Here is a 13,347-nt window from a genome sequence, read left to right as displayed (position 1 = left end):
TCAGAAAATCTTGCCCGGATTCATGATGCCGTTCGGATCGAAGACTTTGCGGATCTCTTTCATGAGCCGGATTTCCAGCGGATCTTTATAGCGGTTGAAATACTCGCGCTTGAGTTGTCCGATGCCATGTTCGGCGCTGATGCTGCCGCCATACCGCGCAACCTCGTCCAGCACTTCGGCCGTCAAGCCCTCGCCATGTTGCGCAAAGTAATCACGGGGCGCGCCGACCGGACGCGAGAGGTTGTAGTGGAGGTTGCCATCGCCAAAATGGCCGAAAACAATCAGACGCACACCCTCGCGATGGTTCCCGACGCGCTCGCCCGCGGTTTCGAGGAACGCTGGAATCGACTCGATTGGCAACGACACGTCATGCTTCAGATGGGGTCCATCGGCGCGTTGGGCCTCAGAGATTTCCTCGCGCAAACGCCACATGCCGTTCACTTGGGCAATTGATTCGGACACCGCAGCGTCAATGCAAAGATCGCGTTCGAGTCCTTCGCCAATGACGGTTTCAACGAGTTCGCGCAAGGCGTTTTCATCGACGGTATCTGCGAGTTCGATCAATACATAAGCGGGATGGCGCTCGGCAAACGGCGCACGCATGCCTTCGACTTGGGCGATCACCATGTCGAGACACTCTGCCGTGAAATACTCGAACGCCTGCATGCGCGGGCCGCCGCGCTCGAAAAGAAGCTCGAACAGTTCCAGCGCCTGTTGCGATGATTTGACCGCTGCCAGCACGACCACGCGCACGTCGTTGCGTGGATAAAGCCGCAACGCCGCCGTCGTGATAATGCCAAGCGTCCCTTCTGCGCCGATCATCAGTTGCTTCAGGTCGTAGCCGGTATTGTCCTTGCGCAACGTGCGCAGTCCGTGAAAGATCTCCCCATTCGGAAGCACCGCTTCGAGTCCGAGCACGAGTTCACGCGTCATGCCATAACGCACGACGTTGACGCCGCCTGCGTTGGTCGAAAGGTTGCCGCCCAGTTGGCACGAATCTTCGGCCGCGAGGCTGAGCGGCAACAGACGATGCTGCTCTTCTGCCGCACGTCGCAGGTTGCCGAGGATGCAGCCGGCCTCGGCGACCATCGTGTTGCCGACGGTGTCGATAGTGCGGATCGCATTCATGCGATCGAGGCTCAGGATCACGTTCGTTGGACTTGCGTCGGGCGTGGCCGCGCCGCATAAACCGGTGTTGCCGCCGCGGGGCACAACAGGCACGCGAGCGTCCGAACACAACGCGAGGCACGCAGCCACTTCGTCCGTTGTCGACGGACGTACGACCGCCTGCGCCTGGCCCTTGTACATGCCGCGCCAGTCCGAGAGCCACGGCTCGATTTCGTCGGTGGACATGATGACGGCATCGGTTCCGAGCTTGTCGGCGAGACGTTGGGCAAAAGAGAGTTCGGTCATCTATGTAATGGCAAGGGGGGAATTCGAGCCGCCGGCCGGCAGGTCGCGACCAGAGATGTCGAGACCAAGCCGCGCCGCGGCGCTTTGAAGATGCGACGTGGCAGCCGAACGTGCAGCAAGCGCGTCGCCGGCGCGGATCGCGTCGAAGATGCGGACATGTTCTCGATGCACCTCGTCCGGCAGCCGCTCGCGCGCAAGTGAATGCGTCCGCGCCGTTTGCACTGCCTCTCGGATCTGGAGGTTCAGGTACTGCAGCAGCTCGACGTAGTAGCGGTTATGCGTGGCATGCGCGATCGCCACATGAAACGCGATGTCCAGCTCGACTGCAGGCTCGGGCGTGTAGAGGTTATCGGCGAGGGATTTCAGAATGCTTTCCAGCGCTTCGATGTCCATGTTGGTGCGGCGCACGGCAGCGAGCGCCGCGGATGCGCTTTCCAGATCGAGCCGAAGTTCGTAGACGGCACTCAGGTCCGCCCGGTCAGCGCCGATTGCTTGCGGAACCCGAAAGCCGCCGCTCTGCGTGCGTGCCCTGACCGTGCAGCCGGCACCTTGGCGGCTATCGATAAGACCGTGCGCCCGCAAACGCTCCGTGACTTCGCGGATCACCGACTGGCTTACGCCAAAGCGGTTCGCGAGATCCTTGCCCGACGGAAGTTTTGTTCCGACCGGATAAACACCGTCGCCAATATCACGCGTCAATTGCTGCGCGACCTGGTGCGTCAGGGTAAGGGCCTTGGTCAACGATTTCCGCTCTATCTCAAATTATCAGGTTTGCATGTTATATTAAAACTTTTGAGCAGGAAACGCGAGGTTGACGATCAAGGGTTAACGCTAGTCGGATTAGACGTGGGCAAGGCCGCCATCGACTGTGATTTCCGAACCTGTCATGTATGAGGACGCATCCGACGCAAGGAACAGCGCCGCTTGTGCGATCTCGCGTGCTTCGCCCCATCGGCCCATGGGCACCATCTCCGCAATATATGCGTGAACCTCGGGATTCCCGGTCGCCTCCTGCGTCAATGGCGTCGCCGTCGCGCCCGGCGTGAGCACGTTCACGCGAATGCGCCGCGCAAGCACATCATCTTCCATTGCAAGCGTTCTGCCGAAACTACGGATCGCACCCTTGCTAGCCGCATAAAGCGGATCGCCGGGTCGTCCTTTGCGCGCCGCAACCGAACCCGTCAGGATGATCGAAGCACCCTCACGCAAGAACGGAAGCGCATGGATCACCGTGAAAATGGTGCCCTTGACATTGGTACCCATGAAATCATCGAAAGCTTGCTCCGATGTTTGCGCAATAGGAGGCGTCTCTGACACACCCGCATTGGCGAACAGGATATCGATACCACCCAGTTCTTTTTGAGCACTGGCAATTGCAAGCTTGAGCGCGTCAGGCTGCGAAATATCCGCCGTCATGCCAATAGCGCCTGTCCCGAGACGCCCTAACGCCGAGTCCAGCCGTGCACGGTCGCGCGCAATCAAAGCAACGCGCGCGCCTTCGTCCATAAACAATTTCGCGGCCGCGAAGCCGATGCCGCTGCTCCCGCCAGTGATGACAGCAAGCTTGCCGTTCAGACGCATGATCGTTTCCTGATTTAAGTCAACGACCGTAGACTAGTTTCAGAAATGGCGCTTGTCAACGACTGTTGATAAAATATCGATTCGATTATTCACGACCGGACCTTGACGGTGCAGACCCCAAAGAAAATCACGAGAGATTCGGAAGCATCGCGTTCGCGTATCCTCGACGCCGCAAAAATCCGCTTCTCTCAGAACAGCTACGACGGCGTAGGCGTGCGTGAAATTGCAGCCGATGCGAATCTCGACCCGGCCATGGTGCTGCGCTATTTCGGATCGAAGGAAAGCTTGTTCCGCGAAATTGCATCGCAGGCGTTCGATGTTGAAGCGCTATTGGCGGACGGAATCGAAGCGCTGCCGGAACGCGCGGCGGACTTGCTCATGGGCGAAGCCGACGACGAAGCATGGCGCTCGGGGTACGATCCATTGCGCCTGTTGCTTGCTTCCATAGGCAGCGTGACGGCTGGACCGATACTCTCCGAATACCTTCACCGCGACTTCATCGCGCCATTGGTCAAAGCAATCGGCGGGCGCGAAGCGCGCGAGCGCGGTGCGCTGCTGGCTGCGCAAATCGTGGGATTCGCACTTATCCGTGTTGCCGGAAACTCAAACGAGGGCGCCGTGCCAAGACGCAAACGGCTCAAACAACTGCTGGCAGAAGTCTTCATTAAACTGTCGCGCGCGGATTAACCTGCGCCGAACGGGGTCATACTGAAAGGCGGGACGACAGAGGCAAGGATCATCGCATGCGCATTGGCCGGGGTGCCGCGACCTCCTCGCGGGCGATAAACAAGGTCACCCCGCGCAATCGCCACACCGGTCGCCGCGCAAATTCCGGAGCATTTTGCTTTTCCTCTGCGCCATATCTGGTCACCGTAATAGCCCGAGGTCGAATCGCCCCATTCGACCGTCGCCGTCGATCCGCTGGGACGGTCGACAACACGAACGAAGACTTGCTGCGCGCTTGCCTGGAAAGTGGCGCGCCGGATTCTCATGTTTTTGGCATATGGTTGCGGGTCGCCCAACCTGCGAAGCACGGTCACGACTTGTTGCCACGGATGAATATCTTTGATCATCAGGATATCGTCACAAATAAACTTGCTGCTCGACCACGTCATCCATCGCGAGACAATGCAACTGTGCTCGCAATGCCTTGCCGAGCCATCTTGGCGTATGGACATACACGCTCGGCATTGCGCACGAGTTCCTCCGCAAGCGCCTGGTCGATGCCTGGCAGCTGGATCTTTATATCGGCGGCAAGCATGTACATGCCGTCCACGGGATCACGGCCAAACGTCACCGAAACATCCACCACAGCGCCGCAAATGGATATGTCGTTCTTCGCCGCAATCAAACTGAGCGCGCCGTGAAAACACGCCGCATAACTTGCCGCGAAAAGCTGTTCGGGGTTGGTTCCACCACCGGGGCCGCCAAGTGCATGCGGCAGGCGCAAGTCGGCTGCAAGATAGCCATCGTCAGAACGCGCGATGCCGGAAGCACGTCCGTGCCGCGCTTCGCCGCCGATTACGCGTACCGTAGTCGAATAAAGTCCGTGAAACTGCGGTCCGTAATAACGATCGAGCAGGGTCAATGGAGGCGGGAGTAAAAGCGCCATGCTGTCGATGCCACTATGCAGCCGCTCGCGATCCGCTCAACCACTCGTCGAACGTGATGCTGCCAAGACGCGGGTTATCGCCCGGAACGAGCGTGTCGTCCTTCAACTCCACGCCGAAATAGCGCGCGTGCGGATCTGTGACGACTTTGCGCGGATCGTGTGTGAGCGTCAGGTAACGCTGGATGAGTTCGGAAAGCGGCCAACGTTCAGGACCGGCGATCTCCACGGTCGCGTTCAACGGCGCGCCTAAGGTGTAATCCGCGACCGCCAGCGCAACATCGTCCGATGCAATCGGCTGCACCGATGCGTGCGAAAGCCGCACGGTGTCGCCCTCGGTTCCCGACTGGGCAATACCGCCGAGGAACTCCAGGAACTGCGTCGAATGAACGATCGTGTATGGAATTCCCGAAGCGCGGATCAGTGTTTCCTGCGCGATTTTCCCGCGGAAATAGCCGCTTCCAGACAAACGGTTGGTACCTACCACGGACAACGCCACATGGTACGCCACGCCTGCGGCAGCTTCCGCAGCGAAGAGGTTACGTCCGGAGGTCTCGAAGAAATCAAGCACCGCCTTGTCTTCGAACGAAGGCGAGTTCGCGAGATCGACGACCACTTGTGCGCCTGATAATGCATCGGCGAGTCCTTCGCCGGTGACTGTGTTCACGCCCGACTTCGGCGACGCCGCGATGACTTCATGACCACGCTCACGCAACAGGGCGACGACCTTGGTGCCGATCAGTCCGCTGCCGCCAACGACGACGATTTTCATGTTCCTTCTCCGGGATGAATCCGTATTCGACGGATCGCTGAGTTGAGACCTTGCGGCAGCCGGGGAACAGCACGGCCATCGTCAGGACAAATCGTACGGCCCGGAGATGATCTCCAGTAGCCTCGATGGAGGCCTCACGGTGTTGTCCGTACAGCAACAATCATCGAAGCGATGTAGACAAAAGCGCCAAGGGAACGTGCGTGGGGCACTGCAAATCGAGCGCCCTGATTTGCTCGGTCATATAGTCGATGAACACGCGGATTCGCGCAGGCAAATGTTTGCGGCTGAGATAGCACGCGTAATGGCCGCGATCGTCCGGCGCATGTTGAGCAAGACACGCCTGCAAGCGACCTTCACGCAGTAAGCCACTTACCTGGTATGCGGCGAGCTGCGCAAGTCCTTGCCCTTCGAGTACGGATTGAAGGACGAGATCCGCGTCGTTGAATGTGTTGAGCGCCTTGGGAGCGAGCTTGCGGCCAAGCCCGCCGATCTTGAATTCCCATTCGGCGACGCGGCCAGACGCCATGCGAAAGTTGATGCATCGATGACCTTCGAGATCGTCAACCGTTCGTGGCAAGCCATGCGCGCTGACATACGCACGCGATGCACACACCAGCATCTGCATGGGAATGATCTGCTTCGCGACGACCTGGCTGTCTTCCATCTTGCCGTCGCGAAACGCCACATCGACACGATCGGACGTGAAGTCGGCAGGACTATCCTTGAGCACGAAGTCGATCGTTATGTCCGGGTACATCGCATGAAAACCCTTGAGCAGTGGCGCGACGACCTTGCGGCCGAATCCGGTCGTGGAAGAGATGCATAAATGCCCCCGAGGCGGACCGTTGCGCAATTCGCGCATGTCTCCGAGTGCCTGGACAATGCGTTCGACGCCCGGATGACAGTTTTCGAAGAACAATTCGCCCTCGCGCGTAAGCGACGTGCTTCGCGTAGTCCGCACGAAAAGACGCGCGTCGAGTTGCGCTTCGAGCTTCTGGACGTTGCGGCTTACCGCAGAACGGCCAATGCCAAGCCGGTCACCCGCCTTCGCGAAACTGCCTTCGCTCACCACGGCGAGAAACGCAACCACGCCGGCATAACTCGTGGCGAAGCTGCACGCCAGGGAATCGTCGCCGCTACTTTGCAACGGGAGCATATGATTGACCGACATCATCATGCCCCGCGACGCACGTGGCGAAAAGTTGAGAGGTGGCTTGATGGTTTCATACCAGACAAGACGTTCCACCTACTGCTTTTGTGACGTAGGCCTTCAGATTTCGTTTGATTTGTTCTTCAGACTTTCCGCCTAAGCAGCTACTTCACCGGAATCAAAACGGGCGCATCCTTCTTTTTCAAAAGCACCACAAGGAACTTCGCCGGCTCGGTCTTGCTCGCATTGCGGCCAACCGTATGAATATCATTCGGGCCTTCGTAGAAGGTTTGCCCCGGCGTCAGTGTCACTTCTTTCCCGCCTTTGACGCCCATGATCACCGACCCCTCAAGGACGTAAAGAAAACTGTCGGCGTTATGCCGGTGCACTGGGTCCGAGCCGCCCGGCGGATAAGTGACGGTGATCACCAACGCCTCTTTGCCGGGAAAGTCCGGCAGCACCCTGGTCATCAACGGTGTGACTTGCGTCTCTTGCGCGAACGCGGGCAACGCGGCGAACGCAACCGTCGACAGAATGAATTTCTTTAAGCCATGCATCGCGTTACCTCGATAGCAGCCGTCTTGAACACGCCTGGAAACTATTCATCGGGGTTGCCGTGCGGCGTATCCGCGTCACGGCAACATCGTTTTAAATTCACTATGACAGGTTGGCTTTATCGAGTCCAAAAGCTTTGTCGGATGAACCCGGCACTGTCTGGAAGGCAACGTTGACGCGATTCCATCCGTTGATCGCGACAATCGCGTACGTCAGGTCGGACAATTCCTTCTCCGACAACTGGCTGCGAACACGCTCATAGGTTTCATCGGGCACGCCGTGCTCAGGCAGACGCGTCAGCACTTCGGTCCACTCGAGGGCCGCGCGCTCGCGCGCGGAAAACAGCGTCGACTCTCGCCATATTGCAACGTGATGCAGCCGCAGTTCACGCTCACCGTGAATCTTGGCTTGCTTGACATGCATGTCGAGGCAAAATCCGCAGCCATTCATTTGCGATGCACGGATCGTGACCAGGTCGCCGATCGATTCTTCGATCGAGCCATCCTTCACGAGCATACTGAACTCGAGATACTTCTTGAACAACTCAGGCGATTGCTGGATGTAGTTGAGACGTTGCGTCATCGTGACTCCTGAATCCGATGGATCAGCCAGGCCCTCGTGAAAGCGAAGCACTGGCGGCGGCGACATGCCGCTCGGGAACCATCGTAGGCCCAACGCTTTTGCACCGGTAGACAGGCTCAGGTGCTCACCGCGTTGACTCCATGACAACAATCTCAGCAACCGCCAAAAGCCGTCGTGATGCGAACCAGCTTGTCCGGATTGCGCTGAACATGGATACGCACGATTCGCTCGCCATCGGTCTCGTATGACTGTGCAGATTCCAGTTCGCCATCAATGAACCGAAGCAATGCCCATTGCCCGTTGAGCAATGCGAGTTCCATTCGCACGGCTGGTCCATGGCGTCTGCTCGCGGCGAAGAAAAGCTGCGCAATGCGCCTGCCGCCTTCGAGTGGCTTACCGAAGCTCGGCACCTTGCCACCTCCATCGCTGATGAGTTGCGCATCGGCCGCAAGCATGGCGTTGATCGCATGGAAGTTGCCGCCTTCCACCGCCTGTGCGAAGGCGTTCACCAGGCGATGATGAATCTCGCGAGGTACGGCAAAACGCGGGCGCTCATCGCGCAACTGGATCTTCGCGCGGCTCACCAACTGACGGCATGCGGTTTCACTCTTGCCGATGGCGCTGGCGACTTCGTCGTAGTCGGCGTCGAATACTTCACGCAGCAAGAACGCGGCGCGCGCCTCGGGCGTCAGGCGTTCGAGCACCATCAGGAAGGCCACCGATACATCGTCGGCCCGCTCTTTCATCTGCTCGGGCGACTGGGGCGAATCGCTGATTTCGGGCTCCGGCAACCAGATGCCGGCGTAATGTTCCCGCTGCACTTTCGCGGCGCGCAACCGGTCGATAGCCAGCCGCGTGGTGACGGCGACAAGCCATGCTTCGGTATTCTCGATCACATCGCGCTGGGCGGAATGCAAGCGCAACCAGGCGTCCTGTACGACGTCTTCAGCTTCGGCCACCGAGCCCAGCATGCGGTACGCAATGCCCTGCAAACGCGGGCGAAGCTTGTCAAACGCGCGGGTGGCATCGTCCATATTGCGTTGTTCCTCGGCGAAAACGTGGCTGGCTTCAATCCTTGATCGACAGAAGAAAACAGGCGCCTGCGATTCAGAAGGATGGATGTATACAGAACAGCAGACGTTCGAGACGCCGATTTTGTGACAGGAATAGTCCACGCGCAACGACGACGGTGCCAGGGCGTATGCTCGAGGAATTGTAAGTTGATACACGGCCCTGGTATGCAGCCATGTTTGAAACAGCCGGATCGCTGACGGATCCGGCCCGTTCCGCGAGCACCGACGGACGGCGCTCGTCTATGTCCCGCCGCTAGAACGCGATACAGGACATGCCGGCCTGTCTTACTGGTTTACCAGATCCTTGAACGCTTTGCCGGCGGTAAACTTGACCGTTTTGGCAGCGGCGATCTGGATGGTGTCGCCGGTCTTCGGATTACGGCCGGTGCGCGCGGCACGTTGACCCGTGCTGAACGTGCCGAAGCCGACAAATTGAACGCTGTCGCCGTTGACAACGGCTTGCGTCACGGTGGAGATAAATGCATCGATAGCCTCGGCAGCCGCGGCCTTGCTGGTGCCTGTAGCGGACGCCACGGCGTCAACGAGTTCTTGCTTGTTCATTTCTGTTTTCTCAAAGATGGGTACGACTCACTGCCCATGCGAGCGCACGGTGGAAGCGTCACCTTACCGGAGGCGGCGGTCGGAGGCAAATCAGTTTCGCCCTGATAGGGCAAGCGATCCCGGCCGCTACGCCCGCGCAGCGCGTCATGGACGAAGCCGCGGCGCCAGGAAGGAAGGCGTTGAATGTTAACCCGCTATCCGGCGTTTGGGGAGAGCAAGGCATTCCTGTTGGCTTCAACGGGCAAATGCACCGAAAAAGCGTCTAATTTCGATATTCTGAAGTTGGCCCATGCGCTCCACACCTGCGCGGTCAGCACCCAGCATGTGCGAGAACATTACTTTTTGCTTTCGATTTGATGAAGGACCATGTCTGAAACGCGCTTCTTAGTCGGCCAGAAAGGGCCATTTGGCAGGTAGCGAGACGAATGTTCTCGGCGACCGTGCCCCGAAATGCATCGTCCGTTTTTGCCGCAGTGACGCTTGGGCCTGTCCTCTGCTGAAAGACCCCCACCGCATCGTTATCGCTCTAATTAGTTTGATATCCAAACTAATTTAGATATTCGTCACTCAAGTCACACCGAGTTCGAAGAGCCTGTGCGTCTGATCATTCTCCGTCCCCGCCGCGCGCGCTTTCTTCCAGCCGAGCGCGTGCGCATACCCGCCAAGCAAACCTTGCGCGATAAGCACTTCCTCGGAAACCGTCACATGCTCGTCCGCATTCGGGTCCACATACATGGCATCGACCGGGCAGTACAGCTCGCACATGAAACAGGTCTGGCACTGGTCGGGCCGAGCGATCACAGGAATGCTTGCTTTAACCGCATCGAAAACATTGGTCGGACACACGTCCACGCAGCGATTACACGACGTGCAGCGCGCCTCGCTGATCAGTTCTATCAAAAACGCTCTCCTTTTTCGTTCACGTTGCAACGGCATCGGCGCTGAACTCGAACGAATCGAGCCCGCCCACGACCAGCCGGTGGCGCATCGCATCCGAACGTCCAGGATGATCGCTGCGCTGATGCAGCGCGCGCGATTCCTTGCGTTGCAACGCGCTCCTGTAGGCAAGCCGCGCAACGTATAACATCGCGCGTGCTGAACGGGCTTCGGCAAGTTGGGCAGCATCGGCAGGAGTTTCGCGCCATGCATCGTCGAGCAGGTTGACGGCGGGGGTGAGGACCGCCGCGCTGCGAAACAGATTCGTGCGCATCGACCATACATGCTGGCGGATCAGTTCCCTTGAAGGCTCAACTGGACTTAATGCAACGTCATCCCTGCGTGCGACGATTCGCGTCCCTTGGCGTTTCGCAAACTCACTTGCGGCAGCGCCGGCCCAACTACCCGTCACGATCGCCCACGCAGAGTTCGGCGATCCGCCACCGGTGCGTCCACCGACCACCGTCTCGCGCGATGCCGCGTCTCCTGCCGCGTACAGTCCCGGCACATCGGTCGCGCAATCGCGGGCGCACAGCCGTATGCCACCCGTCCCGCGCACCGTTCCTTCAAGCCGCAAGCCGACCGGAAAGCGTTGCGTAAAAGGATCGATACCCATGCGATCGAACGGAAGAAACGCGTTGGCCTGGCCGCTGCGCAGCCAGCGCTGGATGTTGGCGTTCGCGCGATCGAATACTGCGAACACGGGTTCATCGATCAGCACTCTGGCAACGGATACAAACGGTTCATCATCAGTAACCGGCACGACTGTACCGTCCTCGCGCGTATAGGTGCTCCATACAAAGGGCAAGCCTTTTGTCACCGACGAATGACTCGCGGCGAGTCCGTACTGATTGGAGAATTCCATGCCGGAAAATCGCGCGCCGGCCTCGCCTGCCGCGAGATGCCCATCGCCGGTGTTGACATTCGTGCCCAGTGCGCCGCTCATGAACGCGCAGCCGCCGGTGGCAAGCACGGTCGCGAAGGCGTTGACCTGCCAGCGCGAGCCGTCCCTCGACACCCCGTGCGCGCCGACCACGCGACCGTCTTGCTGAAGAAGACCAAGCATGGGACTGTGATCGAGGATCTGCACGCCGGCGCGCCTGATCTGCAAACGCATGAAACGCATGTAATCGGGACCGCGCAAGGTCGCGTAGTTGATATCACCCGTTTCGGTCTTTGGAAACGGATATCCAAGCTTGGCAAGAAGATGCAGTTGCTCAATGGCGCCTTCGAGCAAAGCGGCGGTCCATCCGGGTTCGCTGAGTCCACCGCCCGACGCAAACCGCGCGGCGAATTCCGCCTCGTGCACCGCGGGATTGGGGATGTACCAGACGTTGTTATTCGATGCAGCCGCCGCACCCGAAGTACCGCAATAGGCCTTGTCTGCCAGCACGACACGCGCGCCATTGCGCGCGGCATGCAACGCGGCCCATGTACCCGCAGGTCCTCCGCCGAGCACGAGGACATCCGTGTCCTGAATCGAAATGTCGGTCATGCGTGCCCTTCCCATGGCACCAGCACCCGTTGAAGCGACCTGAGCCCCCATTCGAATACGCCCGCAATCAACGCGATAACCACAATGCCCATGATCACCACATCGGTCACGAGGAACTGCGCCGCTGACTGGATCATGAAGCCGAGCCCGCGCGTGGCCGCGATCAACTCCGCCGCAACGAGCACGGACCAGCCCACGCCGAGACTCACGCGTATGCCCGTCAGCACGTCCGCCGCAGCCGATGGCACGACGATATACCGAATCAGCTGCCACCGTGTAGCGCCAAGCGCCTGCGCGCCACGCAAACGACTTTGCTTAACGCGCCGTACCCCTTGCTGGGTGGAGATGGTCAATGGCGCGAAGATCGCCAGCCAGATCAGCAGGATCTTTGAGGGTTCGCCAATGCCGCACCAGATCACGATCAGCGGCAGATACGCAAGCGGCGGCACCGGCCGATAAAACTCAATAAGCGGATCGGCAATCGCGCGCGCGGTCGGATTGAGACCGATCAGCACGCCAAGCGGCACCGCCGTGACGATCGCCAGCGCGAGCGCCGCGAACACGCGTGACAAGCTTGCGAGCGTGTGCTGCCATAGGGTGGCATCGCTGAAACCATTCACCGATACATCCACGAACTTATGCGCAACCGCTGCGGGTGAAGGCAGGAATACGGGGCTGATCAGTTTCAGCCGTGCCGCAAGCGTCCAAGCGGCGATGACGACAAGCACGGTCGCGATGCTGATCAAACGTTGCTTGTTGAAGCGGAACCGTGTGGGTTTGGAGTCGCTCTTTCCAGACGATTTGGCATCGGGGTAATACGCAACACGCTCGATCTCACTCATGGCAGGACCTCATCATCCGCAAAGAACTGACTTTCGATTTCGTCCCGCAAGCGAATGAACGCCGGGTCGCTCTTGATGCTGCGCGATGGCTCGCCCGCCACGAAGCGTTCGCCGAAATCAAGGCGCTGCACCGACGCGATGCGCCCCGGGTTCGCCTGCATCAAGACAAGATCTGTCGCCATGAACAGCGCTTCGGCAATGTCATGCGTGATCATCACCATGCCCTTTCCGTACCGCTTCCAGAGCGTCAGCAGATACTCCTGCATCCTCAGTCGCGTGGAGGAATCGAGTGCTCCCAGAGGTTCATCGAGGAGAAGAAAACGCGGATCCACGGCAAGCGCGCGGGCCAGCCCCACCCGTTGGCGCATGCCACCGGATATCTTCCATAACGGATATCGCGCGTAGCCGGCGAGGCCTGTCAGTTGCAGCAAAGCCGCGACCGTTGCCGCGCGTTTCGCCTTTGGTACGCCGGCAAGCGTCAGGCCAAAGCCTATGTTCTCTTCGACGTTCTGCCAGGGCAACAATGCATCGTTCTGGAACACCATGCCACGATCCGAACCCGGACCCGTGATCGCTTTGCCATCGATCGATGCCCGTCCCGATGACGGCGCAATGAAACCCGCGAGCACGTTGAGCAACGTGGTCTTGCCACAGCCCGACGGACCCAGCACAACGGTGAAGCTGCCATCGCGCAGCTCGAGGTCGATATCGGCCAGGACCGTGTGCGGGCCACTGGTTGTATCGAAGGAAACACTGAGCGAGTCGGTCCGGATCATGA

Annotated in this window: 17 protein-coding genes; 2 read left to right on the top strand and 15 right to left on the bottom strand. The window is 59.3% G+C overall.

The annotated features are described in order from the left end of the window. From HB633_RS10510 to HB633_RS10500, 3 genes are all read right to left on the bottom strand, one after another. Positions 1–1,413: an FAD-binding oxidoreductase gene (locus HB633_RS10510; RefSeq protein ID WP_213778034.1), complete on the bottom strand. Its 1,413-nt coding sequence runs from the start codon at positions 1,411–1,413 to the stop codon at positions 1–3. Continuing rightward, positions 1,414–2,154 carry a FadR/GntR family transcriptional regulator gene (locus HB633_RS10505; RefSeq protein ID WP_213778033.1) on the bottom strand — a complete coding sequence of 247 codons (741 nt, stop codon included), beginning with the start codon at positions 2,152–2,154 and terminating at the stop codon, positions 1,414–1,416. Between the two features lie 99 nt (positions 2,155–2,253). Beyond that, positions 2,254–2,994, bottom strand: a complete 741-nt coding sequence (locus HB633_RS10500; protein WP_218626718.1) for an SDR family oxidoreductase — start codon at positions 2,992–2,994, stop codon at positions 2,254–2,256. A 108-nt stretch (positions 2,995–3,102) separates the two neighbouring features. Here HB633_RS10500 and HB633_RS10495 point away from each other — a divergent pair, with 108 nt between their 5' ends. Continuing rightward, positions 3,103–3,681: a TetR family transcriptional regulator gene (locus HB633_RS10495; protein ID WP_346730300.1), complete on the top strand. Its 579-nt coding sequence runs from the start codon at positions 3,103–3,105 to the stop codon at positions 3,679–3,681. Here HB633_RS10495 and HB633_RS10490 read toward each other — a convergent pair. The 8 genes from HB633_RS10490 to HB633_RS10455 all read right to left on the bottom strand — a co-directional run bounded on the left by HB633_RS10490 (position 3,678) and on the right by HB633_RS10455 (position 9,314). Then, positions 3,678–4,067, bottom strand: a complete 390-nt coding sequence (locus HB633_RS10490; protein WP_213778031.1) for a DUF3331 domain-containing protein — start codon at positions 4,065–4,067, stop codon at positions 3,678–3,680. The genes HB633_RS10495 and HB633_RS10490 overlap by 4 nt on opposite strands. Positions 4,068–4,105: 38 nt before the next feature. Beyond that, entirely contained in the window at positions 4,106–4,606 is a 501-nt protein-coding gene (locus tag HB633_RS10485) for an Ohr family peroxiredoxin (RefSeq protein WP_213778030.1), read from the bottom strand. 13 nt (positions 4,607–4,619) lie between these two features. Beyond that, on the bottom strand, positions 4,620–5,375 hold the full coding sequence (locus tag HB633_RS10480) for an SDR family oxidoreductase (RefSeq protein ID WP_213778029.1): 756 nt from the start codon (positions 5,373–5,375) through the stop codon (positions 4,620–4,622). Positions 5,376–5,535: 160 nt separating this feature from the next. Next, positions 5,536–6,531 (bottom strand): LysR family transcriptional regulator, encoded by a 996-nt coding sequence (locus tag HB633_RS10475; RefSeq protein ID WP_213778216.1) that lies wholly within the window; start codon positions 6,529–6,531, stop codon positions 5,536–5,538. A gap of 158 nt (positions 6,532–6,689) precedes the next feature. Further along, entirely contained in the window at positions 6,690–7,082 is a 393-nt protein-coding gene (locus tag HB633_RS10470; protein WP_213778028.1) for a cupin domain-containing protein, read from the bottom strand. A 100-nt stretch (positions 7,083–7,182) separates the two neighbouring features. Beyond that, complete coding sequence (locus HB633_RS10465; RefSeq protein WP_213778027.1) at positions 7,183–7,662, bottom strand: carboxymuconolactone decarboxylase family protein; 480 nt, start codon at positions 7,660–7,662, stop codon at positions 7,183–7,185. Positions 7,663–7,814: 152 nt separating this feature from the next. After that, positions 7,815–8,696: an RNA polymerase sigma-70 factor gene (locus tag HB633_RS10460; RefSeq protein ID WP_213778026.1), complete on the bottom strand. Its 882-nt coding sequence runs from the start codon at positions 8,694–8,696 to the stop codon at positions 7,815–7,817. Positions 8,697–9,020: 324 nt separating this feature from the next. Further along, positions 9,021–9,314: an HU family DNA-binding protein gene (locus HB633_RS10455; RefSeq protein WP_346730299.1), complete on the bottom strand. Its 294-nt coding sequence runs from the start codon at positions 9,312–9,314 to the stop codon at positions 9,021–9,023. Positions 9,315–9,479: 165 nt separating this feature from the next. Between HB633_RS10455 and HB633_RS10450 the strand changes: the two genes are divergently transcribed. Further along, positions 9,480–9,653: a hypothetical protein gene (locus tag HB633_RS10450; protein WP_213778024.1), complete on the top strand. Its 174-nt coding sequence runs from the start codon at positions 9,480–9,482 to the stop codon at positions 9,651–9,653. Between the two features lie 210 nt (positions 9,654–9,863). Here HB633_RS10450 and HB633_RS10445 read toward each other — a convergent pair whose 3' ends face one another. From HB633_RS10445 to HB633_RS10430, 4 genes are read right to left on the bottom strand one after another with little or no spacing between them, the layout of a single operon-like run. Beyond that, on the bottom strand, positions 9,864–10,196 hold the full coding sequence (locus HB633_RS10445; RefSeq protein WP_213778023.1) for a ferredoxin family protein: 333 nt from the start codon (positions 10,194–10,196) through the stop codon (positions 9,864–9,866). A 19-nt stretch (positions 10,197–10,215) separates the two neighbouring features. Next, positions 10,216–11,727 (bottom strand): FAD-binding protein, encoded by a 1,512-nt coding sequence (locus tag HB633_RS10440; RefSeq protein ID WP_255580851.1) that lies wholly within the window; start codon positions 11,725–11,727, stop codon positions 10,216–10,218. Beyond that, the gene (tauC, locus tag HB633_RS10435; RefSeq protein ID WP_213778021.1) at positions 11,724–12,569 is read right to left on the bottom strand and encodes a taurine ABC transporter permease TauC; all 846 of its coding nucleotides are present in this window, start codon (positions 12,567–12,569) and stop codon (positions 11,724–11,726) included. Before tauC ends, HB633_RS10440 begins: the two co-directional genes overlap by 4 nt. Further along, positions 12,566–13,345, bottom strand: coding sequence for an ATP-binding cassette domain-containing protein (locus tag HB633_RS10430; RefSeq protein ID WP_213778020.1), 780 nt, complete (start codon positions 13,343–13,345; stop codon positions 12,566–12,568). The genes tauC and HB633_RS10430 overlap by 4 nt, the downstream gene beginning before the upstream one ends. Positions 13,346–13,347 lie beyond the last annotated feature (2 nt).

The sequence above is a fragment of the Caballeronia sp. dw_276 genome, assembly GCF_018449635.1.
Lineage (GTDB): Bacteria > Pseudomonadota > Gammaproteobacteria > Burkholderiales > Burkholderiaceae > Caballeronia.
The sequence above is the reverse complement of the archived record's forward strand: the minus strand, read 5'-3'. Positions and strand labels throughout refer to the sequence as shown.

What these genes read in the sequence shown, in the direction of transcription:
- HB633_RS10470 (WP_213778028.1), bottom strand. Translation starts at nt 7,082, where the DNA reads ATGCATGGCTTAAAGAAATTCATTCTGTCGACGGTTGCGTTCGCCGCG.
- HB633_RS10475 (WP_213778216.1), bottom strand. Translation starts at nt 6,531, where the DNA reads ATGCTCCCGTTGCAAAGTAGCGGCGACGATTCCCTGGCGTGCAGCTTC.
- HB633_RS10440 (WP_255580851.1), bottom strand. Translation starts at nt 11,727, where the DNA reads ATGACCGACATTTCGATTCAGGACACGGATGTCCTCGTGCTCGGCGGA.
- HB633_RS10465 (WP_213778027.1), bottom strand. Translation starts at nt 7,662, where the DNA reads ATGACGCAACGTCTCAACTACATCCAGCAATCGCCTGAGTTGTTCAAG.
- tauC (WP_213778021.1), bottom strand. Translation starts at nt 12,569, where the DNA reads ATGAGTGAGATCGAGCGTGTTGCGTATTACCCCGATGCCAAATCGTCT.
- HB633_RS10430 (WP_213778020.1), bottom strand. Translation starts at nt 13,345, where the DNA reads ATGATCCGGACCGACTCGCTCAGTGTTTCCTTCGATACAACCAGTGGC.
- HB633_RS10500 (WP_218626718.1), bottom strand. Translation starts at nt 2,994, where the DNA reads ATGCGTCTGAACGGCAAGCTTGCTGTCATCACTGGCGGGAGCAGCGGC.
- HB633_RS10510 (WP_213778034.1), bottom strand. Translation starts at nt 1,413, where the DNA reads ATGACCGAACTCTCTTTTGCCCAACGTCTCGCCGACAAGCTCGGAACC.
- HB633_RS10485 (WP_213778030.1), bottom strand. Translation starts at nt 4,606, where the DNA reads ATGGCGCTTTTACTCCCGCCTCCATTGACCCTGCTCGATCGTTATTAC.
- HB633_RS10490 (WP_213778031.1), bottom strand. Translation starts at nt 4,067, where the DNA reads ATGATCAAAGATATTCATCCGTGGCAACAAGTCGTGACCGTGCTTCGC.
- HB633_RS10460 (WP_213778026.1), bottom strand. Translation starts at nt 8,696, where the DNA reads ATGGACGATGCCACCCGCGCGTTTGACAAGCTTCGCCCGCGTTTGCAG.
- HB633_RS10480 (WP_213778029.1), bottom strand. Translation starts at nt 5,375, where the DNA reads ATGAAAATCGTCGTCGTTGGCGGCAGCGGACTGATCGGCACCAAGGTC.
- HB633_RS10450 (WP_213778024.1), top strand. Translation starts at nt 9,480, where the DNA reads ATGTTAACCCGCTATCCGGCGTTTGGGGAGAGCAAGGCATTCCTGTTG.